General features: G+C 44.0%; 20 protein-coding genes. 11 read left to right on the forward strand and 9 right to left on the reverse strand.

Features of this window, described 5'->3' with window-relative positions; genetic code table 11:
• Positions 1 to 41 precede the first annotated feature (41 nt).
• On the forward strand, positions 42 to 641 hold the full coding sequence (locus AC1DOV_RS16765) for a TetR/AcrR family transcriptional regulator (RefSeq protein ID WP_477550510.1): 600 nt from the start codon (positions 42 to 44) through the stop codon (positions 639 to 641).
• Positions 628 to 1713 (forward strand): DUF418 domain-containing protein, encoded by a 1086-nt coding sequence (locus AC1DOV_RS16770; protein WP_477550511.1) that lies wholly within the window; start codon positions 628 to 630, stop codon positions 1711 to 1713. The genes AC1DOV_RS16765 and AC1DOV_RS16770 overlap by 14 nt, the downstream gene beginning before the upstream one ends.
• A gap of 93 nt (positions 1714 to 1806) precedes the next feature.
• Here AC1DOV_RS16770 and AC1DOV_RS16775 read toward each other — a convergent pair whose 3' ends face one another.
• The gene (locus AC1DOV_RS16775; protein ID WP_477550585.1) at positions 1807 to 2745 is read right to left on the reverse strand and encodes a DMT family transporter; all 939 of its coding nucleotides are present in this window, start codon (positions 2743 to 2745) and stop codon (positions 1807 to 1809) included.
• Positions 2746 to 2961: 216 nt separating this feature from the next.
• On the opposite strand from AC1DOV_RS16775, the gene AC1DOV_RS16780 reads away from it, so the two are divergent.
• Positions 2962 to 3822, forward strand: coding sequence for a LysR family transcriptional regulator (locus tag AC1DOV_RS16780; RefSeq protein WP_477550512.1), 861 nt, complete (start codon positions 2962 to 2964; stop codon positions 3820 to 3822).
• Positions 3823 to 3890: 68 nt separating this feature from the next.
• On the opposite strand, the gene AC1DOV_RS16785 is transcribed toward AC1DOV_RS16780, so the two are convergent.
• The gene (locus tag AC1DOV_RS16785; protein ID WP_477550513.1) at positions 3891 to 4322 is read right to left on the reverse strand and encodes an NUDIX hydrolase; all 432 of its coding nucleotides are present in this window, start codon (positions 4320 to 4322) and stop codon (positions 3891 to 3893) included.
• Positions 4323 to 4504: 182 nt separating this feature from the next.
• Between AC1DOV_RS16785 and AC1DOV_RS16790 the strand changes: the two genes are divergently transcribed.
• The gene (locus AC1DOV_RS16790) at positions 4505 to 8482 is read left to right on the forward strand and encodes an S-layer homology domain-containing protein (RefSeq protein WP_477550514.1); all 3978 of its coding nucleotides are present in this window, start codon (positions 4505 to 4507) and stop codon (positions 8480 to 8482) included.
• 84 nt (positions 8483 to 8566) lie between these two features.
• Here AC1DOV_RS16790 and AC1DOV_RS16795 read toward each other — a convergent pair whose 3' ends face one another.
• The 7 genes from AC1DOV_RS16795 to AC1DOV_RS16825 all read right to left on the reverse strand — a co-directional run bounded on the left by AC1DOV_RS16795 (position 8567) and on the right by AC1DOV_RS16825 (position 15973).
• Complete coding sequence (locus AC1DOV_RS16795) at positions 8567 to 9667, reverse strand: PRK06851 family protein (RefSeq protein WP_477550515.1); 1101 nt, start codon at positions 9665 to 9667, stop codon at positions 8567 to 8569.
• Between the two features lie 87 nt (positions 9668 to 9754).
• Positions 9755 to 10627, reverse strand: coding sequence for a metallophosphoesterase (locus AC1DOV_RS16800; protein WP_477550516.1), 873 nt, complete (start codon positions 10625 to 10627; stop codon positions 9755 to 9757).
• Between the two features lie 123 nt (positions 10628 to 10750).
• Positions 10751 to 12142: a sensor histidine kinase gene (locus AC1DOV_RS16805; protein ID WP_477550517.1), complete on the reverse strand. Its 1392-nt coding sequence runs from the start codon at positions 12140 to 12142 to the stop codon at positions 10751 to 10753.
• Positions 12135 to 12782: a response regulator transcription factor gene (locus tag AC1DOV_RS16810; protein WP_477550518.1), complete on the reverse strand. Its 648-nt coding sequence runs from the start codon at positions 12780 to 12782 to the stop codon at positions 12135 to 12137. The genes AC1DOV_RS16805 and AC1DOV_RS16810 overlap by 8 nt, the downstream gene beginning before the upstream one ends.
• A gap of 199 nt (positions 12783 to 12981) precedes the next feature.
• Complete coding sequence (locus tag AC1DOV_RS16815) at positions 12982 to 14079, reverse strand: undecaprenyldiphospho-muramoylpentapeptide beta-N-acetylglucosaminyltransferase (RefSeq protein ID WP_441878354.1); 1098 nt, start codon at positions 14077 to 14079, stop codon at positions 12982 to 12984.
• On the reverse strand, positions 14076 to 15062 hold the full coding sequence (locus AC1DOV_RS16820) for an SDR family NAD(P)-dependent oxidoreductase (protein ID WP_477550519.1): 987 nt from the start codon (positions 15060 to 15062) through the stop codon (positions 14076 to 14078). The genes AC1DOV_RS16815 and AC1DOV_RS16820 overlap by 4 nt, the downstream gene beginning before the upstream one ends.
• A 167-nt stretch (positions 15063 to 15229) precedes the next feature.
• Positions 15230 to 15973: a DUF4184 family protein gene (locus AC1DOV_RS16825; protein ID WP_477550520.1), complete on the reverse strand. Its 744-nt coding sequence runs from the start codon at positions 15971 to 15973 to the stop codon at positions 15230 to 15232.
• A gap of 218 nt (positions 15974 to 16191) precedes the next feature.
• Here AC1DOV_RS16825 and rlmN point away from each other — a divergent pair, with 218 nt between their 5' ends.
• The 7 genes from rlmN (at position 16192) to AC1DOV_RS16860 (ending at position 24801) form a co-directional block, all read left to right on the forward strand.
• Positions 16192 to 17295 (forward strand): dual-specificity RNA methyltransferase RlmN, encoded by a 1104-nt coding sequence (gene rlmN, locus AC1DOV_RS16830; RefSeq protein ID WP_477550521.1) that lies wholly within the window; start codon positions 16192 to 16194, stop codon positions 17293 to 17295.
• A gap of 183 nt (positions 17296 to 17478) precedes the next feature.
• The gene (locus AC1DOV_RS16835; RefSeq protein WP_076266441.1) at positions 17479 to 18315 is read left to right on the forward strand and encodes a YitT family protein; all 837 of its coding nucleotides are present in this window, start codon (positions 17479 to 17481) and stop codon (positions 18313 to 18315) included.
• 97 nt (positions 18316 to 18412) lie between these two features.
• Complete coding sequence (gene greA, locus AC1DOV_RS16840; RefSeq protein WP_076266440.1) at positions 18413 to 18889, forward strand: transcription elongation factor GreA; 477 nt, start codon at positions 18413 to 18415, stop codon at positions 18887 to 18889.
• 281 nt (positions 18890 to 19170) lie between these two features.
• Positions 19171 to 20367 carry a ParM/StbA family protein gene (locus AC1DOV_RS16845; RefSeq protein ID WP_441878364.1) on the forward strand — a complete coding sequence of 399 codons (1197 nt, stop codon included), beginning with the start codon at positions 19171 to 19173 and terminating at the stop codon, positions 20365 to 20367.
• A 52-nt stretch (positions 20368 to 20419) separates the two neighbouring features.
• Positions 20420 to 20791, forward strand: a complete 372-nt coding sequence (locus AC1DOV_RS16850; RefSeq protein ID WP_477550522.1) for a hypothetical protein — start codon at positions 20420 to 20422, stop codon at positions 20789 to 20791.
• 233 nt (positions 20792 to 21024) lie between these two features.
• The gene (locus AC1DOV_RS16855) at positions 21025 to 23829 is read left to right on the forward strand and encodes a hypothetical protein (protein ID WP_477550523.1); all 2805 of its coding nucleotides are present in this window, start codon (positions 21025 to 21027) and stop codon (positions 23827 to 23829) included.
• A 24-nt stretch (positions 23830 to 23853) separates the two neighbouring features.
• The gene (locus AC1DOV_RS16860; protein WP_477550524.1) at positions 23854 to 24801 is read left to right on the forward strand and encodes a YbjN domain-containing protein; all 948 of its coding nucleotides are present in this window, start codon (positions 23854 to 23856) and stop codon (positions 24799 to 24801) included.
• Positions 24802 to 24816: the final 15 nt, after the last annotated feature.

The raw sequence follows: 24816 nt of genomic DNA on the forward strand, positions 1-24816 counted from the left end.
GTGATATTCTAAATCAAATTCAAGGTACAGGAGGAGTTGCAATGAGTAAAAGCGAGGAAACATTGGCATCCATCAAAGAAGTGAGCTATCAACTATTTGCAGAGGTGGGCATTACAAAAACGACTTACTCGATGATTGCCAAAGCGGTTGGAATAGCTAAACCATCCATTTATTATTACTTTAAATCGAAAGAAGATCTCATAGCGGCAATTTTTGAAGACTTGTGCAGTGCGATTCAGTTCTCGACTTTTTTTGAAGCGGATACTTTTATAAAAGACAATTTTGAGGAGAAGCTTGTTGAGCTCGGACTCCATATGATTGATGAGCAGGCTAAGGACCCTTATTATAATCGCGTATTGCAGGAATATATGTTAATGGCAACAAGGTATCCCTTTTATCACGAGAAGCTGCTTATGATCCAAAAAGGGTATTTGCACGGCTTTGAGATGCTGATGGAGAAAGCTAAACATTTTGGAATTATTTCGGATCAGGCGAGTGCTGCCAAAGCACATATGCTTGCCTTAGTGCTTGATAACATTGGCAACTTTATGATGCTGGTTGAGCATATTGATTATAAACAGATCTGGGTAGAGGCTGTTAGCGGCGTTTTCAAAGGAAGTGATGCTAGTGGAAGTAAGTAAACGATTGATTGGGCTGGATTTTGCCCGTGCATGGGCACTGTTCGGCATGCTCATCGTAAATTTTATTGTTATTACAAATGCTGAGCATAATGGCCCCGCGTGGTTGATTACTGTTACTTCGTTATTTCAAGGACGAGCCTCGGCTTTATTCGTTTTACTTGCTGGCATAGGCATTTCGCTCATGTCTCGGAAAGCTGTTGCTAGTCACGATATAACAAAGATTAGGGTTGTTCGCCAAATGATTTGGAAAAGATCGCTGTTCTTGTTTGTAATCGGATTACTGCTATATGTTATGGAATGGACAGGCGATATTTTACATTATTATGGTGTTTATCTGTTCATGGCAGCAGTGCTAATTACGGTAAAAGACAGGATATTGTATGGACTGGGCGCAGCTATATTAATAACAGCTCAATGCCTTCAGCTTGTATTCGATACCTTTAAAGGATGGGGCGGTCCTGTACCGTTTATGCATTATGTGGATTTTTGGACGTTGGAAGGTTTTGTTCGCAATTTATTTTTTAATGGCTATCATCCTATATTTCCATGGTTTTGTTTCTTCATCATCGGACTCTTGATAGGAAGAATAGATCTTCATAACAAGGCGCTTCGAATTAAGCTGCTGATCATTGGAGCAAGTGTCACGATAACGATGGAGCTGCTGTCAAAAATGCTAACTTATTTGTTCATCCCGAGCATGGGCAGCGAAAGTGCTGAGTTTTTGTTCAGCACAGGTCCGATTCTGCCGAATGTTTTGTACATATTATCTGCAGCGGGCTCGGCTATTGCCTTCTTAATTCTATGTCTGTTCTTGACTGGAAAATATGATAAAAGCTGGTTTATAAACGTTATCGTACAAACAGGGCAGTTAACGTTGACTCATTATGTGAACCATGTGGTAATTGGTATCGGTGTTCTCATTGCACTAAATCGACTGGAAAACCAATCGTTGATATTCGCCTCTATATACTCATTTTGTTTTTTCTTATTTAGCATCCTATGTAGTGTGCTTTGGCGTAAGAGATTTTCAAGAGGGCCTCTTGAACTGCTGATGAGGAAAATTACGGGATAAAGCTGCAAGTTTATCCATCTGCTCTCTTTACAATAACGAAGTTAACGAAAACACCACTCCATCAGGAGTGGTGTTGTTTATCTTATAGTTTGGTTAAGAGGTAGCTTTGACCGCCTGACCTTTGGGATGACGCGGAGCAGCATAAGTGCTCGGATTAGCTTTGCTCATTGCTTTTCTCTGCTGCACATTGTTTCGAACAAGCGCGAAGATGACGAGCAAGGTGCCGAAAAACTCATAAGCGCTAATGTGGTAGCCTTGAAAAGCCATAATGACGAAAGTAGTAATCGGAACGAAATTAATAAACAATATGCCATTTAGCGGCGATAATAATTTGATGCCTGCATTCCAGCATAACAAAGCGGCTAATCCAGGCAATAGAATCATAAAGGACATTTCATATTTGATTGAAAGTATCGTTTCCCAAGTAGGTACAGGCAGCACGCCAAATGTGGATGCAAGTGTAACGATAACAAAAGAAACGGCGCTGCCGAGCAAACAGGTTAACGTGGAATAGCGGAGTATGGACCACTGTTTAAACTGCGTACCGCCCATGGAGTAGATCACCCATCCAACAACTCCTGCAAAGATAAGCAGGAGTGGGAACATATGTTGACCAGCCATTACGAAGAAAGCTAATTTACCGTTCGTAATGACGAGTAATGCTCCTGCAAGGGCGATGGCTACACTCGTAAGCATATATTTTTTGGGTGCGGTTTTTTTAGTGACCCATATTACCATAATAGATATCATCGGCATAAGCACTTCCATTATTGAAGCAGCGACGGTGCCTGATTCCCCCATTAGATGCTGCCCAAGGAATACGGCCATATTGTAGACTGTAAAGGCCATTGTCCCATAAAACAATAGAGATTTACCTCTGCCCTCTAAGCGGAATGCAGATTTACCCTCTTTCACTAGCAAGAGCACGCTTAGAATGATTGCAACGACAAAATAGCGAATAAACGAGAAATAAAATGGATCAATTTGCTGTAAAGCAACGTGGGCTACAGGAAACATGGCTCCCCACGACATACTTGCAACGAGGCAAAGTATAGAGCCGATAATGACTTGTTTTTTAAGCACGAGTGGTCTCTCTCCCTAATAGAAATTATGCCGAGTTATTGTCTATTTCCAATGATAGGGGGTAGCAAGACGATAGTAAAACGATTGAAAATAAAGTTTATCATCATTTATAATGATATCTAACATATAAGATCATCTGAATCGAATGGCAGTGGAGGGGTGCACTTGGAATTTAAGGATTTGAAAATTTTTCAAACCGTTGCTGCACACGGCAGTATCAGCAAAGCAGCGCTCGAGCTGAATTACGTGCAATCCAATGTAACAGCAAGAATTAAGCTGCTGGAAAAAGAACTGGATACGCCATTATTTTATCGCCATAAGCGCGGAATGATTTTAAATACGGAGGGCAAACGTCTGCTCGAGCATTCGAAAGAGATCTTGTCCAAAATGGAAGAAATGAAGCGTACCTTTCACAATAAAACAAATCCTTCCGGTGTCCTGGAAATCGGAATTGTGGAAACCGTTATCGCGCTTCCCCATATTTTATCCTCGTATTATAGCAAGTATCCGAATGTAGAATTATCGCTGAAAGCCGGAGTGACGGATCAGCTGCTGCAAGAAGTTCTGGATATGAAGCTGGATGGCGCTTTTGTTTCCGGGCCAATAAGGCATCCCTTAATCGAGCAAGTAGAGGTTATTCAAGAAAAGCTAGTGCTGGTGACCAAGGGTGATGCGTTCTCGATGGACGACATTACGACAAAACCGCTCTTGCTCTACAACAAAGGCTGCGGTTACCGCGGGAGACTGGAAAGCTGGATGAAGGTAGAGGGCATTATTCCAAAACAAATTATGGAGTTTGGCACTTTTGGGACGATTATTGGCAGTGTCGCAGCGGGGGTAGGCATAACGATTATTCCCGAATCCTCGATTATTGATTTGGCTGCTAACGGCACCGTTTACTGTCATAGTGTACCTGAGCCATATCGTGATATTACGACAATTTTTATTCGGCGCAAGGATTCCTATTTAACGAGTACATTACAATGCTTTATTGATGAAATTATTGCTCGGACAAGCGGAGTGTAGTCGAATGTGATATAAAAAAAAGTCGGTGCAGGCGTAATCCCTGCACCGACTTTTTTCATAGCCTTTTATTATTCGAACCATTGTCTCGGCCCTATCGTGTGGAAGCTCTCCGTCTGATCTGGATTCAAAGCATCTTGGATACGTTTATAAGTAAAGTCACTCAATGGTATAGGCAGATCATCAATACTGCAGTACTGGCAGGCTGTAATTTCTTTATAACAAGGCTGAGGGGCTTGATTGTTTACGATTTTGCAAATGAAAACAAAGTGGTGCATATCATAATGCGGCTCGTAGTATACACCCGTTAAGCGATCTACGGTTACCTCGAGACCTGTTTCTTCTAATACTTCTCTTCTCGCAGTCTCCTGCGCAGACTCGTTTTGTTCGGATAACCCGCCGGGTATTTCCCAATTGTATTTTCCATAGTTATGTTTCACCAGCAGAACACGATTTTCAGAATCAACGATAATAGCAGCCGCACCAACCGGTTTGTTTGACAATTAAAGTCCTCCTAGTTATCTGTATGAATAATGGCATTCTCTATACGGAACCATATGGAAAAAAGTTGCAGCGATATTTACAATACCTTCACCCTGAGATAATAGAGCAATGATATCTTCTTGTTATGATGAGGCAGTCATGTTTATGTGGATTGTCAAAATTGTTTACAAAGGAGATTATTATGAACTACGTCAACAAAAAGGTATTATCTATTCTGTTATCCTTGGCATTATTGCTTGGTTTGCTCGGAGCAGCCGCACCATCCCCGGTCGCTGCTGCTTCAACGAATGAACCGGTGACGTTATTGCCGGGAAATTCGGTTTGGAAATATTACGATAAAGGTATGGATCTAGACACAGTATGGAGATCTACTTATGACGATTCGGCGTGGAGCTCAGGCAGTGCCCCGCTTGGTTATAAGGATTCTGGCGCCATAATTAGTGCAACTGGTTTTGGAGCACTGAAAACAATTGTAGATTATGGAACGAATAAAAGTAAAAAACCTCCGACGACATATTTTCGGACGAATCTGAATGTAGATAAGAACAGCATGGATCATTATGGACAGCTGCTAGCTACTTTTGCCATTGATGATGGTGCAGTGGTTTATGTAAATGGAGTAGAGGTTGTCCGTCTGGGCATGCCTGGAGGCAAAATTGAGTATTCTACATTAGCGACTTCAAATTTGAGTGATCCTGTTGTTTATCCAGATGTAGACCTAACAACAGCATTAAAGGCTAATTTAAAAGACGGTAACAATGAGCTTGCTGTTGAGGTTCATCAGCAAAGCGCCGGCAGCTCTGACCTCTTCTTTGATATGAAGCTGATTGCTCTGCAAGAGGCACCTAAGGTAGAAGTAAGTAAAGTGACGGTGACTTTCAATGGTGATCCCGTCAGTTCGAAAGGATTTACATGGTACACGCCGTTGGATGTGAATCGAGCTAGTCAAAGTGATCTGCAAGTGGTAGAAAAAACTGGTGATACAGCAGATTTTACGAACGCAATAGCATTTACGGGTCGTTCTGCAATTGCAAAGAACTCCTTAGCAGAGCTTGTTCATAAAGCTGAAGCGACGGGGTTGAAAGCAAACACGACGTATTTCTTCCGTGTCGGCGATCAATCGTTGAATTTGTGGAGTGAAGTAGGAACATTCCAAACCGCACCAACAGGCGGAGCGTTCTCCTTTATTGATTTAACAGATACACAGGCGAGGGAAAAAGACGAGGCAGCAACATCGGGCTCAACCATCGCTAAGGCGCTGGAAACTGTGCCAGATGCAAAATTCGTCGTTCATAATGGCGATGTCGTAGAAAATGGAACAACCGAGCAGGAATGGAATTGGCTGCTTGGCTATTCACAAGAGAGCTTGCTGAATACAACGATTGTTCCTTCAGCAGGTAACCATGAAAATAAAAACTATGCGTTTTACGATCATTTTAATGTGAAGCAAGCTGAGAATTCAGCAACGGTAACAGGTGCTTATTATTCGTACGATTACAGCAATGCTCACTTTATCGTGCTGAATTCGAACGAGAACTCAACTGAGTATGCGAATTTCTCTGAAGAGCAAGTAGAATGGTTGAAGAAAGACGCGACAGCAGCGAAAGCGGCAGGCGCAGAGTGGATCATCGTTAATATTCACAAAGGTCCATATACAACTTCAAACCATGCGACGGACAACGATATTATGGGCGCTAATGGCGTAAGAAACAAAATCGCTCCACTCATGAATGAACTAGGTATTGATTTTGTACTTCAAGGACATGACCATATCTTTGCTCGTACAAAACCGATCAAAAAAGATGGAACTGCAGAAGCGGTTGAAAAAATTACAGAAACTCTAAATGGACAAACGATTGAATATGCAGTAAAGCCTGACGGCACGATATATATGATTCCAGCTACAGCTGGTGAGAAGGTTTATTTCAAAAACCAAGATGCACGGCTTGGCGATGCGTATTTCAATCTCTTCGACAAAGCTGATGAAAATCATGCTCGCAAGTATGGCGACACGACAAGTACTGCACGTGGAATGGTACAGAACTTCGTTGGCGTTAACATTGACGGAGGTAAACTTACAGCAGTTGTTTATGAGATTGATCAGCAAGTAAATGCAGGTAAGCCATTCATCGTTGATCAATTCGGTATTACAAAGGAAGACAAGCCTGATTACAGCAAAGAAAAAGTAAGCAAAGTAACGGTAACTTTTAACGGTGACCCAGTAAGCTCGAAAGGTTTTGCATGGTACACTTCACTGCTTCTTAAAGGCAATGACCTGCAAGTGGTAGAGAAAACGAACGCAGCGCCAGATTTCACAAAAGCAATTAATTTTGCAGGTCGTTCTACCGTTTCATCCAACTCACCTTCTGAGCTTGTCCATAAGGCAGAAGCAACGGGCTTGAAGGCAAATACGTCGTACAATTTCCGTGTGGGCGACGCGGCACTGAATATTTGGAGTGAAGTAGGAACATTCCAAACTGCACCAGTAAACGGAGCATTCACATTCATCGACTTGGCGGATACGCAGGCCAAAGAAGAAGATGAGGCGAAGCTTTCGGCTGAAACGCTGGAGAAAGCACTTGCTACAGTACCAAGCGCACAATTCGTTGTGCACAACGGTGATATTGTAGATACGGGTACAAGAGAAGAGCAGTGGAACTGGCTGCTTGGTCATTCACAAGAAAGCCTGCTTAACACAACCATTGCACCATCAGCAGGTAACCATGAAGATAAGAACAATGCATTCTACGAGCATTTTAATATCAAGCAAGCAGAGAACTCTGCAACGGTAACGGGCGCATACTACTCGTACGATTACAGCAACGCACACTTTGTTGTGCTGAACTCGAATGAGACTTCGGCAAAATATGCGAACTTCTCCGAGGCGCAAGTCGAGTGGTTGAAAAAAGATGTGGAAGCAGCGAAAGCAGCAGGCTCGCAGTGGATTATTGTCAACATTCACAAAGGTCCATATACGACTTCAAACCATGCGACGGACAGCGATATTATGGGAGCTAACGGCGTAAGAAACCAAATCGCACCGATTATGGCAGAGCTCGGAATTGACTTTGTAGTACAAGGCCATGACCATATCTATGCCCGTACAAAACCGATCAAAAAAGATGGAACAGCAGCAGCAACAGAGAAGATTACTGAAACACTGAACGGTGAAAAGATTGAGTATACGGTGAATCCGGATGGTTCAATCTACATGATTCCTGCAACAGCAGGTCCGAAAGTATACTACAAGAATGCAAAACCAGCACTTGGCGAAGCTTATTACAATCTGTTCGAGCGTGCGGAAGAGAACCATGCGGCTAAATACGGCGCAGATCCGAACGACAGCACACGCCCTGTTCGCGGCCAAGTACAAAACTTTGTTGGCATCACGATCGATGGCAACAAGCTAACGGCTGTAACGTATGAAATTGACCAAACCTTGAACGATGCTAAACCGTTTATCGTAGATCAATTCGGTATTGTGAAGAAGGAAAAAACAGATCCGGGACCAGGTCCAGGAACAGGTCCGGGTACAAATCCAGAAACGAATCCAGGAAAAGATCCGGGAACTAACCCAGGTACAAATCCTGGTACAGGAACTAGCGGCGGAAATGAGTCGGAAGTTGTATTGAAGGACATTGCAGGCCACTGGGCAGCATCAGCTATCAATGAGGCTGTGAAGGCTGGTTTCGTTAAGGGTTATGAAGACAGCCAGTTCCGCCCGAATAAATCAGTTAATCGTGCAGAGTTTATCACGATGCTGGCTCGTGCGCTGGATCTCTCTGACTCAGGCAAAGCTTTAAGCTTCAAGGACTCTGATAAAATACCTGCATGGGCACAATCGTTTGTCACGCAGGCTGTTGAATCAGGTATCATTAGCGGTTATGCTGATGGCACATTTGGTCCTGAGAAGGAGCTGTCTCGTGCAGAGATGGTCGCTATGATTGTTCGTGCAAGTGGAATAAAAGTAAATCCAAATGCTAAGCTTTCCTTTGCGGATTCCAAATCTGTTCCAGCATGGGCAGTTCCATACGTTGCAACCGCAGTGGAGGCGGGACTTGTTAGCGGCGTTGGCCAGAACCGTTTCGCTCCTCAGCAGATTGCGACTAGAGCAGAAGCAGTAGCACTCATTATTGGTTTGCTTAACAAAACGAAATAATCATAACTTTTATTCAGAAAAGCCTGCAGGCTTCACCAATTGGTGGAGCTTTGCAGGCTTTTTATTATGGAAAATACATGTATGTTAACGAGCGGCAGCGGCCAAAATATTGCCGATTGCTTGCTTGGCTTCATTTTTGATTTGTTCAAGTTGTTTGTAATCAACAGCTTGCGTATACAATTGCTCCCGTTCATCTTGTAATGTCTTGGCTAGAGCTAGCTGCTGAACCGATGTTTTGATCTGCGCAGCGTAACGGTTTTTTATTTCGGTAATGGTATCTGAATGCGCTTCATCTGTTCCAGGTGTAATGCAGCTGGCATACATATCGATCATTTCATCGCCTGAACGATCGGGAAAGTACTCGTGTGGCGCTGTACTGTCGAAAATTGCGAAGCCAAGCTCACGAACGATGACCATATCTAAGCTGTTCGGATCGAAGCCGCAATGATAAATCTCAACATCCAGTCCGCGATCGACCCCGGCTGCAGCTATTTTTTTGAGCATGGTGGATTTGCCTGAACCAGCTCTGCCTTTAACGAAATATCGTTTTAAACCATCCGTCAGATTCGGGACAAAATCGAATGAGCCCTTAGCTGTAGCAGCGCCCAAAAAACGGTGATCAACACGGCTTGTTTTCTCCAGCCTGTTATCGCCATAAAATGTATCGATGTACGAAGCTGTCAGCTCATCGGCTGCTTGAAAATTCATGTTCTGAATATAGACGGTCTCCCAGTCGTCATGAATACGAAGCGCCTCAGCAAAGCCAGCATAAGCTTGATCGTACGCCTGCGTAATTTGTGTACTTAAAATCTCGATCTCTGGCTTTAGCGCTTGCAGCTCTGCTGCATCTGCGGCCTCGCCGAGATGAATGTATTGAACGGATGCTCCTAGCAAAGCGGGATCAATAAAGCGCGGCGGTGTTCCATCAACAAGGCCGAGACGGAGTGCGGGAACGATGAGTCCATCTAGCGAGCCATTGTCGAAGGGGGAGTGCAGCAGCCAAATGTCATAGCCACCCTGCGCGATGTCGTCAGCTATAGAACGAATGAGGTTTGATCGTTCTAAAGCAGGTCCTTCTTTCAAAATAAATAAGCGCTCCAAATCTTGCAAAGACGAGTCGAACAGGCTGGTCAAGCCGCGAGCTGTATTTCCGTTCACATAGAAGTTTTTGATGATTCCAGTCATAACCGTCACACCTTCCTAGGCTAATGTCATGCTGCATACTCCATCGTATTATTTCCATGTTGAATTGGTGCTAGTATCCAATTCTCTTTATTGTGCCTTTAACGTAAGAACGGTAAGCTCTGGCCGGCAATGAAAACGAACGGGAATGCGTGTCATTCCTATCCCGCGAGTGGTGTACACTTGCAATTTGCTGTTTGGAACCTGATATAATCCGGAAGTATATTTGCTCCCGTAGGGAGGTGTATACAGTGCCCCGACTATAGGAATACGTACTTGTCCGCCATGACTATGGCCTGACAATTGTAGGTCGACCGGATAGCGGGCATACTCATCAGCAAAATCCGGCTCATGCGCGAGCAGAATGGTACTGGAACCGTCCGGAATGCCTTGTAAAGCCTGATCGATATTTGCGTGTCCAACCATCGGATCATCGACCCCGGCAATATAGAGATGCGCTGAGCCCTTTGTTAACGCGACATGCTGGTTATCGAGCAAATGGAATCCAGCTTTTGATAACCCCTTGGTAACCGCTCTTCGATTGCCGAAGGCATCGTGATTGCCTAGAACGGCATATTGCCCAAAGGGCGCTTGCAGCTTCGAGAGCTTCGAGAGGTAGGCAATGGCTTCCGGCATATACGCGGTGGATTGATCGAGCAAATCTCCTGTAAAGCAAATAAGGTCTGGTTTTGCCTGCCTAACTTGCTCTGCAAGCTCAGTCAGCAGTTCAGGTTTAGAATGAAAGCCGAGATGCAGGTCACTGATATGAACGATGCGAAAGGAGTTGAAGGAGGCAGGCAGCTTTGGGATGGCTACCTTCACCTGTTTAACCTCAATCCAATACGGCTCAACTAGATGCGAATATACGCCGGATAAACCAGCGGTTCCCATCAGCCCCAAAGTTAAATGCAAGCTCTTCTTCAAAAACGTCCGTCTACTCATAGGTGCTGAAGTTGATTGCATAATGCCTCCATTTTTCCTTTTTGATGTCTTCCAATGATGATCTGTAAGTGCAATCATAGTCCTTTTTTGTTACGTCAATGTGACAAAAAAATAAGGCACCGCAACAGGATTGTCGCAGCGCCTTTAATTCTTACTCGTATCTATAGGCAACGAGAAATAAAATGTAATTTCCTCGTTTTCGATATGAAAGCCAAACGGTGCTTCATGCTTCTGCAAAATCGTTCTCGCGATCGATAAGCCTAAGCCGGTTCCGCTAAGCTGTTTGTTGCGGGAGCTCTCCATTACGTAAAAGGGTTCCCATATCAAATCCCATTGTCGCTGTTCATCATTTTCAATCCCATTCGTGATCGAGAAATGTAAAAAATCATCTTTATTCAGTGCAGTAATACGAATTTGTTGATTGGTTGAATATTTCATTGCATTGGAAATGAAATTGTTCAAAACCATCTCTATCTTCTGCTCATCAGCGAATATATGGTGCTGGCTTAGCAAGCTGTCATCTACAGATAGCTGAATAGCTTCCTGTTGAATGGAAAAACGATATTTTTGCAAGGTTCGATGGAGCAGCTGTTTGAAATCAAAGGTGTTCATCCGATAAAGATCGGTTTGCAGCTTGGAGAGCTCAAGCAGCTTGCCCACCAGCATCGCAATGTCATCGGTTTGCTGCTGGATAACATCAATATAGGTACCGTCGTCCATTCCGTCTTTTATTCCTGAAGAATAAGCCTTTATTAAGGATAGCGGGGTCTTCAGTTCATGCGAAATGTTGGCTATAAACTGCCGTAAATTTTCATTTTTCGCTTCCAGCTCATGATGGGCATGCTCTAATTTATCACTCATTTGATTGATGCTCTCTGCTAAGGCTTCAATTTCATCGCCCGTACGAATATGAACCTTGGTAAATGATAAGCTTGAAATGCCTTCAGCTGCATCTTGTATTTTGGCAAGCGGTCGAACGATGCTTCTTGTAAAAAGTGCTGACAGGATGATCAGCAGCAGCAGCTCGCCTGCATAAGTATAGAGGGTAAATTGATTAACGATGGTTAATGTTTCTGCCGAGTGGGATATCGATTCACCGACTACAAAAACGATCTTATCTTTTTTCATAAAGGTAACGAGAAAGCTGGATTTCAGCTTCTCTTGATTGTAAATTTTTCTGACCATTTGATATTCGTTAAGCTTCTCAAGGCTTTCATTCGTGATCCAAAACTTGCTCAACGTAATGCCTTTTTTATTTAAAAGACCTATAATTGTTTCATTTAGCGCATTCAAATTTGCTGTGACTGGTGTGTTTACAATGGTAACATCGTATTTGTTCTCAAGAGCCTCCATATTGCGCAATAACTGCTTTGTATCCATGGCATCAAGCTGCTCAGTTATAGCTGCAAGGGCATGCTTTTTTTTGTACAAAAGATATTTGGGCAAGAAAAACGAATTCATCACAATTGAGAAAATAACGACGATACAGAACACGAATAAAATGCGCCCAATCAACTTTTTGTTTAGCTTATTCATGCGGTTCTTCCAGGCTGTAGCCCATCCCTCTATGTGTTCTGATTAAATGATCACCGATCTTTGCTCTAAGCCTGCGGATATGCGTATCGACAGTTCGTTCTTCGCCAAAATAATCGAACCCCCAAATACGATCGAGCAGAGCTTTTCGTGAAACGATGATCCCTCTGTTTTCAATGAGGTACTTCATTAAATGAAACTCTTTATTCGTAGCCTGCAGGTCGGCCTCATCTCTAAAAATTTTTTGGCTATCGATATCTACTTTTATATTTCCGATCGCAATTTGATTGTCCATATGAAGCAGCTTCTTTACTCGCAAAATCAATATACGCGGGTCAAACGGCTTGCTGACATACTCATCTGCTCCAGATTGAAGGGCGATGAGCTCATCCTCGTCTTCCCCTTTTGCCGTCAGCATCAATACCTTCGTTTTGCTTTGTTTTTTGATTTCTTTGCATACCTCAATACCATTTACTTTAGGCATCATCCAATCTAATACAGCTAAATGGATGTTGTTTGAATAGAAAATGTTCAGCGCTTCCTCGCCATCCTGTGCTAGGAAGGTATGAAAGGCTTCTTTCTCAAAATAAGCTTTTAAAATCTTGAGCATAAAGGGCTCATCATCGGCAATTAATATATTCATTAAAGGCTCCTTCCCAGCAATGTAGAGAGATAGAATACGTAAGGAATATGATACCTGTTATTAGAATAAGCTGTACATCTTGTTTTTGTTTCATACCAGCGGAGCCTCAGGTCAAGCGGCTGTAAGAAAACCATAACTAAATACGACCACGACAATGAGGAAAAATAAGACAACCAAGCAAGCAGCTATTTTCATCTTATTATAAAACTGTCTCGTTGATCAGCTCTTCTCGGTTCCCGGCCACTTTAATCAGCTCCATGATTTTAGATGCACCTTCACCATTTTCAAAACTGCTCATATGCTCGGCGTATACGAATCGGTGCTCATACAGCTGCATAACCGCCTTAACAAAGCTTTGAGCGGTCATTTGCTCTTGAAGCAGCAGCTTGGCAAAGCCGGCCTGCTCAAAATATTGTGCATTCATAAACTGCCCCGTGAGGCTTCCACCTCTCGTATGCGGAATAAGAAGCATTGGCTTCTGCAGCGCAAGCAGCTCCATAATGGAGTTTGAGCCTGCACGGGAAACGACAACATCTGCTATCGCGAGTAAATCCGCAAGCTCCTTGCTGACAAATTCAAATGCTCTATAGCCAGCCATCGAGAGGGTATGATCAACCTTGCCTTTGCCGCAAATATGAACGATTTGAAAGGTGGCAAGCAGCTCATGCCTTGTTGTTTTCACCATTTGGTTAATGCTGTCTGCCCCTAGGCTGCCGCCCATAATAAGAAGAACGGGCTTCTCGGAAGTAAAGCCGCAAGCATGGAGCGCACGCTGAACGTTGTCCGACTTTAAATGTTGCTTCAAAATAGGACCTGTATATACGGCTTTTGAATCGCGATAATTTGCTCCCGTCTCCCGGAAGGCCGTACACATCGTTGATGCAAACGGATAGGAAATTTTATTAGCCAGCCCCATATTCAGATCGGGTTCATAAATAACGATTGGCACCTTGTTAAGCCTCGCTGCGAGTACAACGGGAACTGCCACGAATCCACCTTTTGAAAAAACAACATGAGGCTTTCGTTTTTTGATGAGCCGGTAAGCTTGGAAAATGCCGCGAACAACTCGGAATCCATCGATTACATTTTCCCATGCCCAATATCGTCTCAGCTTACCGGTAGAAATGGGGTGGTACGTCGCTTCTTCGTAGTCAGAAACTAGCTTTCTCTCGATACCTTGCTCTGACCCAATATAATGAACATCCCAATTTTGTTCCAAACACAGCGGGATGAGTACAAGATTGCCTGATACATGACCCGCAGTGCCTCCACCAGTCAATACGATTGTTTTTCTCATGACAAAAACCCGCCATTTTGCAGCATTTCTTTTATTTCAGGTTTGCTCATCAGTACATGATCCGAATGATAATGATCGAATTGCACGGGTGTATGACCGGCGTAAGTTTCATGTAGTCCATCAATTGGGAATGGAGGCAAAATGACATAATAGTCCTCATCCAAATGAATGGAGCTCATGCTTTCGAGTTCGGAAATCAATGATTCACACATACGCTCACCAAGGCGAGCGCCTGTCTCACGGATTGGAATGTCGGATGCCGCCAGCTCCTCAATTAATACCTCAGCGAGGTCCTGTATGCGGCAGCCTTGCATTCTCATGACGTAAACCTCACCACCGCTGCTTTCATCCGTTGCTTTGAGCAGCAGCGATACGGCCTCTTCCAACGCTAAGAAGAAACGAGTCATTCTTTTATCGGTTAGGTTGATCTGCAATCCCTGTACAATTTGCTGTTTAAAAATAGGCACCACGCTGCCTGTCGATCCGAGCACGTTGCCGCTGCGCACACATACAAATTTGGTCTTGCCCTCTCTTAAATTAGCATGGACGATGAGCTTCTCGCCGATGGCTTTGGTCATGCCGTAGGTGCTCGATGGATGGGAGGCCTTATCAGTTGATACGTAAATGACCTTCTCCACGCCGTTTTTGATCGCGGCTTGAATGACATTTTGCGTGCCAATTACATTCGTTTTCATGGCACTGTCCGGCTGCTGCTCACAGATTGGCACATGCTTTAAGGCAGCTAAGTGATAAATAAAATCCGCCTGTTGGCAGGCCTGCATGAGTTCATATTTATCGCGTATATCTCCAATAATGAAGGTTAACTTGGGATGATGGTGAAATTCGTGCATCATTTCGACTTGAAGCGCTTCGTTTCGGGAAAAAATACGGATTTCCTTAGGTTCTCTCTCTAACAGCCGCTTTACGAGCTCCCGCCCCCAAGACCCTGTTCCTCCGGTAACGACGATCGTTTTATTTTTCAAAACTTGTTCCTCCCGTTTATCTGAACGATGAATAAGAACAAGCATAAAGTTTGAATGTTACACCAATATGGCAAAAATCATTTACGGCATGAGGTCATGCGATAGCGGTTCTATTTACAAAAAAAATAAGCCCTCATCAGGAGAGCTTATGCTAAATTGGGATAGACTCATTTTCTCCTATACAGACGATGAACGATGCTTGCCAGGAGAATGCCGAGCATAAACCCTGAAATTGGAGCTACAACAGCTATCCCGATATAGTTGGAGCTGGATGTGAAGATTAGCTTTAATGTTAAAGTCAGCAATGTACAAAATAAAACAATTGCCCAATATACCATTTTGAGTTTTGTGGCAACGCCTGTATAAGCAGATTCCAATTTAGCTTTATTTATAAAGCGGTATAACAGCATTGCCTCTATAACTAGACCGACGATGGATAGCGTTCGCTGAAACCATTTGTATAGCGGTATCCCGGCAATTGATTCACGAAGAACAGGAAATGTAGTAACGAACATACCTGAATAGTGCGTGCAAGCATCGATTAAAAGATGTGAATAGAAACCAATGATGACGGAAACGAGAAACACCAGCCAGCTCTGCACCGTGTTAAATTTCCATCCATGGGCGAGGCTGTAGGCTTTACGATCCAAATTCCCAAGCGCAGGCAGGTTTATAGCTAAGGGAACTTTTACAACACAATGAAACAAATAAGCGAGCAAAATGCTCAGCGGTATCGCTTGATAGATCAACCCGCCAAAGGAATGGCCAATCGTCTGATAAGGCTCAAGCGCAATAAAATATTCAAAGTCAGGAGACATACTCCCGAGAATAAGACCAGTTAAGCTAAAATAAGCAGGCTTTGCCGCTTTTAAAGGTGCAATATATAGCGGATGAGCAAAGGTGAACGGCAATTCGGCACCTCCTAACGGGTCTATTTTAAAATAGGAAGACGGTACTTTTAAAAGAAATGTAACATATAGGCCAAGGGAGGGGCATTAACATAATAATTGGGCGCTTTCCCCCCTTGTTTTAATGAGGTAATTTTGGGACAATAATAAGCAGATTGTTTGTTTCGGCCTACTAGCTAGAATAGGGCTGCTTTTTAGCAGTTTTGAAAAGAGGATTAGTTATGACTAAAGCATCTATATATGGATTAACGTTTGATCAGCTGACAGAATGGCTGAAAGAACGAGAGTATACAAAGTTTCGGGCATCACAAGTATGGGATTGGCTTTATCGGAAGCGTGTAACGGCTTTTGAGGATATGACGGATGTGAAGCAAGAGATCATTCAGCTGCTTTCCGAGCATTTTGTCATTCAAACGCTTACCGAGCATACGAGGCAGGAATCAGCGGACGGAACGAATAAATTTTTGTTCAAGCTGCATGATGGCAATTTAATAGAGACGGTATTGATGAGACATAAATTCGGCTTATCGGTTTGTGTGACGACACAAGTGGGCTGTAATATTGGCTGCAGCTTCTGTGCGAGCGGTCTGCTTGCAAAGAGCCGTGATTTAACGGGCGGAGAGATCGTGGAGCAGATTATGAAGGTACAGCTTCATTTGGATCAGGCGCAGAAGGGCGAGCATGTCAGCCACGTCGTTGTCATGGGCATCGGCGAGCCATTCGATAATTTTGAGAACCTGACAGACTTTATCGGTGTGATCAAGAGCCAGAAGGGGCTTGCGATCGCCGCTAGACATATTACCGTATCAACGAGCGGCTTAGCGAACAAAATCGTGGAGTTCGCCGATTCGGATCTACAGGTAAACCTTGCCGTTTCCTTGCATGCACCGAATGATGAGCTTCGAACGCGAATTATGAAAATAAACCGTGCGATTCCCATTGAGAAATTGATGCAATCCATCGATTATTATTTGGAGAAAACGAATCGGAGAATTACGCTTGAATATATATTGCTGAAGGACGTTAATGACCAAAGAGAGCATGCAATAGAGCTTGCACAGCTTATTGGTCATAGAGGTAACCTCGCTAATGTAAACCTCATTCCCTACAATCCGGTGGATGAGCATAGTCAATACCAACGAACGGATCGCGAAACGGTGCGAGCTTTCTATGATACGCTTAAGAAACAGGGTATCAGCTGCAGCGTTCGCCTTGAGCATGGTACGGATATTGATGCCGCTTGCGGACAGCTGCGGAGCAAACAGATCAAAAAATCCAAAGAGCAGAAATTGGGACAAGAAAGCGCAGCAGCAGCGTCCCTCTAGAAGCGTATCATACCTTTGCAGCTGCTGCTTTTAAAAGATAATCATGTGAATAATATGAGAACACCTTCTAAAAGAGGTGTTCTTTTTATTTGTTTATACAGCCATTTTTTCTGAATATTTACAATTTCGGATAAGATGGACATACTACGATCATATATTTTTAGATAAGAAGGGTGTATGCATATGAAGAAGAGAATAATGGATGTCATTACAATTATGGTTGGAGCACTTATTTTTGCATTAGCAATCAACTTATTTGTTATTCCGAACGAGTTTGGCGAAGGCGGGGTTACCGGGATAACGATTATTTTATATTATGTTTTTGGATGGGCACCATGGTTAATGAGCTTAATTTTCAACTCCTTCTTGCTCATTGTAGGCTACCGTTTTCTGGATCGACAGACGGTGATTTATACGATCGCAGCGGTGCTTTTCCATTCTTTATTTCTTCATTTAACAGCAGACTGGAGTATTCAATCCGATGAATTAATCGTAAATGCGCTGTTTGGCGGCTTGTTTGGCGGAGCGGGAATTGGACTTATTATCCGCGTTGGAGGCACGACTGCAGGAACAACGATTTTGGCACGTATTGCGAATAAGTATTTGGACTGGAACATTAGCTATGCCTTGTTGTTTTTTGACTTAATCGTCGCGTTCTCCTCTTATTTCATTATCGGTGCCGAGGCGCTGATGCTTACCATTGTCATGTTATACATCGGTACCAAGGTGATGGACTTCATCATTGAAGGGGTTAATCCGAAAAAAGCAGTCACCATTATATCCAAGGAGCAAGGCAAAATTGCTGAGCAGGTTAATGTGGTCATGGATAGAGGAGTTACCGTTATTTATGGCCGCGGGCACTATACAAAAACGCCGCAGGAAATTTTATATATCGTCATTAGCAAGCAGGAACTGAGTCAGTTGAAAAAAATTGTGAAGGCATGCGACAAAAATGCGTTTATTACGATTCATGATGTGCGGGACGTATTTGGTGAAGGATTTATTGATATTTCAAAATGATTACAGCGATTGGTATAAAAAAGAAGGTCGTGGAATTTCGCTTATTTTCGGGATATAGAGTAAAATTAAAACAAGATAGCAGATAGGAGTTGTTTAAATGTCGAAAGACGAAGTAATTTTGACGCAAGAAGGCTTAGAGCAGCTGCAAGCTGAGCTGGATGATCTAAAATATGTGAAGCGCAAGGAATTGGCTGCACGGATTAAACTCGCGATCAGTTATGGCGACTTAAAGGAAAACAGCGAATATCACTCAGCCAAAAATGATCAGTCCTTCATGGAAACGAGAATTCTTATTTTAGATAAAATGCTGAAGAAGGCTCGTGTGATCGAAGCGAAGACCTTAGACCTATCAAAAGTAAGCATCGGTTTAACCGTCATTTTAAACGATATCGAATTTTCCGAGAAGATCGAGTACAAAATCGTAGGTACTGAGGAAGCAGATGTTGCGGAGAACAAAATTTCCTACGAAAGTCCACTAGGCAAAGAACTGCTTGGTCAGACGGTAGGCAGCATCATTAACGTAAGTGCTCCTATGGGCGTTATTAAATACGAGCTTCTCGAAATCAGAGCATAATTCATTATCCTATAGATCATTTCATCACAGCTAATCCGCCTGAAGCGGGTTAGCTTTTTTTGACGAAAAAGGGCAGAAACGACAGCATCGTTAAAGAACCGATCGATACAAACATATTGCGACAGAAACAGATGAGAAAAGATTAACGGGCATTGGGACTATAGCTTGATGTAAACTAATACTTTGTATGGCAAAGTATTACCATGACAGTTGCAACAAAAAAACATAATCTTTGGAAGCTGTACAAGTTTCCAAAAACCTTTTCTAGGAGGAAAGCCATTATGAACTATCATTTCTTTGTAGGCAACGATAACGGAAACAGTGAGCATGATCTTATCATTGACGGCAAGCTGGTTCAGCAGCCTAATGTAAATTGTACGGTGGACGAGCTTCCATGGAGCGAAGAGCAAACACCAGAGAGCTTTATTAAGAACTTGCAGGATCAGCTGGTTGTAACCATCGATTCGCCATCAGCAAGACCAGGGATGTACTATGTTGGGAAGTTCGCACTGGAGAGCGGAGAAGTGCTGGACAATCTGCAAATTGGAATCGATCTGAAGAGCGATATGGATTTGCCGGTTATCAATACGCTTGCCCAAATTGCGGCGATGGCTGTTCAAAAGGCGTACGAGGAAGAGAAAAAAATACCTGCACAAATCGATGTGGAAGTAGATATGGCAACGGCGCTTCCGGTTACGCAGCACACGGATGAGACCTCCGCTAAGTTTGAGAAACGATTTACGTCTGGCTTGCACCATGTGACGGTTCATTTGGGCATGCAGCGCGTAGCTGTAAAAATCGTGTTCCCGTTTGCGAAGGTCGTTCCAGAAGCCACTCCGGTTATTTTCACGCTGCAGAAGGATACAGCGGGCGGCTGGAGAGAGGGCGAAATCTTTGGAGATTTCCTTGAGTCTTATGAAGTAGATAAGAAATTCAACGGCAGTTATTTCAAAGACAAACGCATTCTTCATGTGGATATCGGAGACGGCTCTACCGAATATCCGATTACGGAGGGTAATAAGTTTCTGCGTCAATTCGTGCATGGCAGCCATCATGGCGCCGGTTATGCGATTGAAGAAGCGCTGCAGGAGTTTAACCGACTCATTCATTTGGCGGACAGCCCGCGTCAATTTTTCAGCGATGTTATCAAAAATCCTAATCATAAATACCATGCACGTGCGCTTAAGACATTAAGAAGACCGCTTGAGAGCCAGGTTAGACAAATCGTGCAGCATGTCAAAAAACAGCTGACCAAAGCACGCAATGAAATCGATCTGATTTGCGTTTACGGCGGCGGAAGCATACTTATGCGCTCAGTACTCTACGGACAGCTGAAAGAGCTGTGTACGGAAAGAGAGATGCAGCTGCTTTATATTCCTGCTGAGTACGCAGTGCAGCTGAATGCAATGGGTCTTGATGCATTTGTGCGCGGCAAAATCTATGAGGCATTAAAAAATAAAGCGGTTCAGCCTGCATAAGCTTGTTCATCAGGTTGAGGTATAATCTAACGGATTCTGGTAGGTGAGAGGTATGAAGAAAACAAAACTGCCCGGTGAAAATATAAGCTTGAAAACCAAGAAATCAGAGGATCCCTTAATTATGCTTTGGTTGAATTCACAATCGAATCTCATGGATTCTCTTCGATATTTGGTTGAAAATGAGATCGCCGTAAACGGCGTTCGGAATTTGCAAGCTTTTGTTCCGATGGAGAGAAGTCGATTGCAAGGCTCATCGGCCTTGCAGCAAGGCAGCGAAATCAATTCTCCATTAACAGGGGAGGAACAATTGTCAGCAGCGATCGCTGAAGTTAGCGCCGCTGTTACTGCTCCCATTCCTGACCCAAAAGCTTCTCCGGTTGTAGAGGAAGAAATTGATGATGATGATATTGAAGCATGGAGCTAATGAAAAAATGGCAATATTGAGAATTACTTAGTTGTGTTATGTATGACTAAGTAATTCAAAGTATTACCGAATAATACAAAACACCACTAAGGGAGGTTTGATCATTCCTTGTGGTGTTTTTTTACGTAAAACAGTTCTTTAAGTCTAGTAACCCTAGTGTATAATAGTAATATGTTCCATTTATTTTCATCATATCCGTTTAGTATATAAGACTATATAGAGGTGGGCCGTCCATGCCTTTTTTCTCACGAAGCTCGAATCCAACCGTTGCTAAACCAAAACCAGCTCCTCCAGCGCAAAGCACTGCGCCTGCGCAGCCACAGCAATCACCTCAATCACCGGCTGTGAATCCTGGGCAGCTCCTGCAATTGCAGCAGACGGCAGGCAATCAGTCTACGAGTGCACAAGTAGGCGGAGCTGCGACTGCCCCTCAGAAGTCACCTAAAGATGTGCGAAAGGATGAGCTCAAAGCAGATCGTGATGCGCAGGTCACTGTCAAACCACAGCAGCTCTTTGATGGGCTTATTCAGCAAACGAGTCAGCATATACATACGTTCTTAAATAGTGATAAACAAACAGCATCGCTAAGAGCCAGTCTGCAGGCTAAAGCCAAGACGGCGGTAGAAGCGAATATCGATCAGAACGGTGTAGCAGAGGCCCATGAGAAGGCAGATGAAAAGCTTTATGCTGCAGAACATGTAGCTGCAAAAGGCATCGTATCCGATACGTTAAAGAAATATGCGAGCGATACTGTCGTGAGCAAGCTTCCATCGAGCCAAAAGAGCCTGCTGGCGAATAAGTTCATTGAAGGCTATAACAAGACGGAGGCAAGGCCTGAGATTCCTTTAGCTAAACAAGTGTTAGCTGCGAACGCACAGGCGACGAGGGAGGCAACTGCTGAAGCTGAACGGTTGTCTAATGTATCTCTTGCACAGATTAAAAAGGATGCTGTGGACAAGGTTAAGCAAAGTGCAGCATTTCTCGATAGCAGTGTAGACGTTGGCGATTTGGGTAAGGCAGAAGTGGAAAATCGGCATCAAATGGATAGTACGCTTGTTCAGCCAGCTGTTATTAATACGGTTTATACGAATAAGCTGTATGAACCCATCAAGGAAGCTGTCGTTATGAAGCTCGGCGTAGGACGAGGCGCTTGGCGAAGATCCAAAGAACTTAATGCTTTTCGTCAGAAGATGAAAGATGCTGCGCGAGAGCAGTCGAGAACGGATATTGACAATCAATTGGACACGAATGCACTAACATCGGGCAAAACGCAGCTCGATAAGAAGTTTACCGGTATGATGGCAAAGAAGGAAGCACATGCGACCTCCAAGGGCTCTGTCGATGCAGCTATGACCACTGAGGCAGTCAATATCACGAAAAGAGTGCTGCCTGAAGGGGATATTAAGAAGCTGCTGAAAGAAGCAGCACAAACCTCAGCATATGGCGTAGCACGTACAAACGCTACGGGTGTAAAAGTAAATGAAGCGGCTTTAGCTGGTGCCGAGAAGAAAGCGATTGTACTGCTGAAGAGTAAACAAACCGAAGCGGTAAACGCCGTTCGAAGCATTACGAAAGGCGATAAAAAGGTGCCAGGCTCGAAGCCGGATGCTGCGCAGCTTACGGCACTTGCTGAGAAAACGAAGGAGCAGGTTACGGCGGATGATATAGCCGGCAAAGCCATTAAAAAAACAGTAGAGGCTCCTACGCTAAACAAAGGGCTCTTCGTCATAGGCAAGGTGCTTGATCTTGCCGCGCCGAATATTGGCGACTCCAGCTCGTTCAGCTTTGATTTGAAAATACCCGTTCATGCTAGCGGCGTCTATGTTCTGTTCGGACTGGCAGGCTCGGTAGGCAGAGAAGATAAAGAATTAACGATGGCCGCTGAAATTACTTTCGGAGCAGGCTTCCAGTCGTTTGGCTTCGACGCCAATTTCCGTGCGGGCTTCTTCCTAGAGAGTATAGGAACGGATTCAGCCGGTGTCATGAATTTAACCTCGTACGGTATGTACAGGCAAATAAGAAACATTTCCGATAGGGCAGCGGATTATCTCTGGGGTATGGGAGGTAAGTCCGGTATGGCCGAGGTCGAAGAAGCAGAAATATGGGCAGCTATGATCGAGGAAAAAGAGCTGCAAAAAGCAGGCAATCATGTTGATATTGGCTTGACCTTTAAGGGAGAGGCTGAAGCGAATGCCGGGGTAGCCGAGATGGGAGCAGCCCTTGGCTACAAGTTCTTAGGCCGCTTTGACAAAGAAGCTCTTGAGAAACAATCGCCTAACGGATTTGGCGGAGCAACGGATCTAACGAAGCTGAAGGAAAAGGCAGCAACCCTCCGCAGAGGTATGAATGTGCATGTTATGGAAGCCTCTGCCGAAGCGAAGGTGAAGCTGGGCGGCAACGACATCGCCTTTGGACTCGAAGCCGCAGGTTCCGTCATCAATAATAATTTGAGATCGCTCGAAATTACAGCTAGCGGCTCTATTCCATTCCAATTCGGTGAAGATGCGGGCGAATGGGTCAAGATTGCATCAAAAGTAGCGACACCGGTAGCAGGCTCAGCGAAAAATCTCGTTGGCCTCATCACTAGCAAAGTGAAAAAGGATAAGGATATGGCGGCGAAGGGTATAGGATCAGCTCTAGATACCGGGACGGATTTGTTATTTGTGGTTCCGCAATTTGAAGCAGCTGGCAAAAGCCTTGCCGAAAAAATCAAAGGCGATGAAACTGTCAATGATACAATTCGAGGTTGGTTAACGGGTGATTCAAGTGCGAGTGCGATTGATGAAGGCAACAAAATAGCGCTCGCAAGCTCTCTTGATCTGAGTATCGGGTTCAGCAAAAAGTGGGATAAAGATAATAAGTCCAAGGGCTGGGAAATTGCATTGGAAGTTACGCAAACGAAGTCATTTGAAGTGGAAGCAGGCATCGTGAATGTAGCGGTAGAGAAGTCCAAGCGGCTTGGAAAGCTGCAATATGAGCAGGATGCGAGTGGAGCGGGGTCCATTTCAGGGGAATTGGCAGGGCACGAAATAGGTTAACATTTGCTAGGAGTGATCGTAGTCATGTCCAAACAACATAAGTATACGGGAGATACAAGCATTACTACAGAGCTGCCGATAAATTTCCATACGCTGACGGGAGAGTTTGTGCCTGCTGTCTTGCATAAAATTAATTTTCAAAGCTTCGAGGAGTCGCTTTCTTGTCAGATGATGATCGAGGTTAGCGGCCAAACGTATCAAGATATTATGGAGAACGAGTGGTTTAACTTGTTCGCCAGCATGAGGACAGGAAGCAGCGCGGTTATGGATGAGAATCAACCTGTAGAAGTTCATGTCGCGCTAAGGTCAAGCTTGACGAAGCTGGCTGCTCAGCATGGATTCGATGCAGAAGCTATATTTGATAGTGTGCGCTCTAGTGCGGAGCCAACGAGCAAGCCGCTCAGCTTAGATCATACCGAGTGCTGGCTTGCGCTGGAATTAAAGCAAAGCGTCGTTTTGCCTGAAGCATTGAAGGATGAAGGCGTCTTAAAGATGGGATTCAGGACGGCTTGGGCTGCAGAAATGGATCAAGGAATTTCAGTACCTGAAGAGCCATCTATTGCAAATGGGGCTTTGAATGAGCATATCACATCATTTCTAACGGACAATGAACTGAAATATGAGGTTATAGACGATCAACTGTACAAGCTTATATTTACTAGTAGAGGCGAAAGTTGGGTTGGTCTCATTCGGATCGAGGAGGTTCAGGATTATTGCGCGGTTTATTCCGTCTATCCGGAGCTCGTCCCTGAGCATCAGCGCCAGGAGCTTGCCTTGTTATTATTGAACGAGAACATGGACCTGCTAAGTGGCAGCTTCGAGCTGGATGATGAGGATGGCGAGCTAAGATTCCGATCCTCCTATTATGTGGGAAAAACCTATGATTCTGAGGTATTCAGTCGAATACTTGGCAACCATTTAGAAGCGGTAGAGTCTTATTTTTCTGAAATTCGTGAAGTACTTAAACGCTAATATCATCGATAACCA

This window comes from Paenibacillus sp. 01T47, assembly GCF_056398245.1.